General features: G+C 71.8%; 1 protein-coding gene. It reads right to left on the minus strand.

Annotated features, from left to right (window positions below):
• Positions 1 to 15 precede the first annotated feature (15 nt).
• Entirely contained in the window at positions 16 to 1269 is a 1254-nt protein-coding gene (locus E0D90_RS25605) for a substrate-binding domain-containing protein (RefSeq protein ID WP_130800290.1), read from the minus strand.
• Positions 1270 to 1420 lie beyond the last annotated feature (151 nt).

Consider the following 1420-nt stretch of genomic DNA (forward strand, 5'->3'; position numbering starts at 1 on the left):
GGCGGGGGCCATGGCTCAGTCCGCCTCGGGCGGCGCGACCAGCGACGGCTCCAGCGTGCGCACCACGCTGGGCATGTCACCGTCGAACTCGGCCTGGAACATGGGCTGGAGCAGTGCGTGGTCGGAGCCGCGCACCGTGTTCTCGCCCTTCACGCCGGAAAAGGTGAAGTCCTCCAGCGCCTCGATCATGGCGGCCGTGTCGGCGTCGGTGCCGCCGGCCCGTACCGCCTCGGCGACCATCTGCGCGGCGTTGAAGCCGTCCGGGCTGAACAGGTCACTCTCCCAGCCCTTGTCCTCGAAGTACGCCTCCATCGCCTGTGCTTCGGGGGTGTCGGTGGCACCGGGCACGTAGTGCGCGAGGAGGGTGATCTTGTCGCGGGCGTCTCCGAAGACCGGGTAGCTGGCGCGGATGTCGAGGCCGGTCACCACGGTGGCGGTGTCCAGGACGCCCTGCTGGTCGAGGGTGGTCCACATGGACTGGGCGGTGTCACCGGCCCACGCGACGAAGACCATGTCCGGGTCCTGCGCCTTGACCTGCGCGGTGGAGGGGGTGAGGTCGGTCGCGGACGGGGGCGCCAGCACCGAGGTGACCTCCAGTCCCTGCCCGCCGAGGACGCCTTCGACGGCTGCGACGTTGGCCTGCCCGAACGCGTTGTCCTGCGCGAGGACCACCACCTTCTGCCCGTCGCCGTCCGTCTCGCCGAGGATCTCCTTGGCGGTCACCACGTCCTGGTAGGTCTGCCGGCCGGTACGGAAGGTGTGGGTGTTGGTGCCGGTCATGGCGTCGGTGGCGGCCGGGCCGGAGAGGAACAGCACGTCGTTCTGGACTGCCAGCGGGGCGAGTTGCACCGCGACACCGGAGGAGGCCGTTCCGGCGATGATCTTCGCGCCCTCGCCGATGCGCTGCCGGGCGTGCGAGACGGCGGTGTCGGGCTCGCCGCCGTCGTCGGAGCGGACCACCTCGATGGTGATGCCGTCGATCTCGCCGGTGCCGTCGGTGGCGTGGTCCAGGCCCGCCTCGAAGCCCTGGAGGTACTGCTCCCCGTAGGAGGCGAGCGGGCCGGAGGTGGAGGTGATCAGCGCGACCGTGACCGAACCGCCCTCGTCCCCTTCGCCGTTGCCCCCGCCCGAACTCCCGCCGTCGCCACCGGGGCTGGAGCAGGCCGTGGCGAGGGCCGCGAGCGCGACGGCAGCGGCCAGGACGGGGCCGCGGGTGTGCGGGAGGCGACTGGCTCGACTGCTGGCTCTGCGGGGTCTGGGCAGCGTCATGACGGCTCGGCTCCTTGTGTGGTTCCCGGTGACGCGTAGCAGCGTCCGCCGCGCCGGGACGTCCCGGCAATGTGTGTGCACCACACAGACCTGCCGGAAACGATGGCCGCTCCCGCCATCAACGGCCGCCCCCGGCCGCCCTACGGTGCCC

The sequence above is a fragment of the Streptomyces otsuchiensis genome (genome assembly GCF_004305975.1).
Classification (GTDB): domain Bacteria; phylum Actinomycetota; class Actinomycetes; order Streptomycetales; family Streptomycetaceae; genus Streptomyces; species Streptomyces otsuchiensis.

What these genes read in the sequence shown, in the direction of transcription:
- E0D90_RS25605 (WP_130800290.1), bottom strand. Translation starts at nt 1,269, where the DNA reads ATGACGCTGCCCAGACCCCGCAGAGCCAGCAGTCGAGCCAGTCGCCTC.